A 578-nucleotide genomic window follows, 5' to 3' on the forward strand; every position below is an offset into this window, starting at 1 on the left:
TGCTTGCGAGGCGGCGGCGGTTGCGCCTCCCGCCGGCACCTACGGCGTCCCGCGCATCCACGCTGTCACTCGGCGCATGAAACCCGGTGTCCACTCCCGGGGATCAGCCTCACTCAACAGCAGGCCCCGGAAAACGCTCGGTTGGAAGGGCACCTGCTGAAGCCCTCGATGAGTACCTGCTATCGGTCCAGGAAGCCGGTATTGCGACGACCGGTTGAGTCCAGGTTGTGATCGCCGGCCTGCGAGACACCTCAGGCAGGTAACTCGTCAAGCGAGGGCGGTCGTTGTTCGTGCGTGCGTCGGTAGTGTTATGGACATGCCCGATGTGTGGATCGGCTTCAACTCTCGTGATCGGCAGAGGTACTGGTGGCGGACCGGCATCCTGATGCTGGCGCTCGGTGGTGTGATGGTGGCGATGATCTTGACCACGCAGGAACCGGGAAAATGGTGGTGGGTCGGTGGCGTAGGTGTTTTCTCCGTGGTCGCGGTCTTCAGCACGATCATCTCGATCTATGGCCGGGTCCTCCTGACCGCGACGGGGTTGGAGTTCCGCACCCTCGTCAGCAGGCGAGTGGTTC

At 63.1% G+C, this 578-nt stretch carries 1 pseudogene; it reads left to right on the plus strand.

The window, feature by feature from the left end:
* Positions 1 to 316 precede the first annotated feature (316 nt).
* Positions 317 to 578, plus strand: a pseudogene (locus AC3ETA_RS47835) (hypothetical protein); the annotation flags it as partial.

The organism is Streptomyces sp. bgisy027 (genome assembly GCF_057710365.1).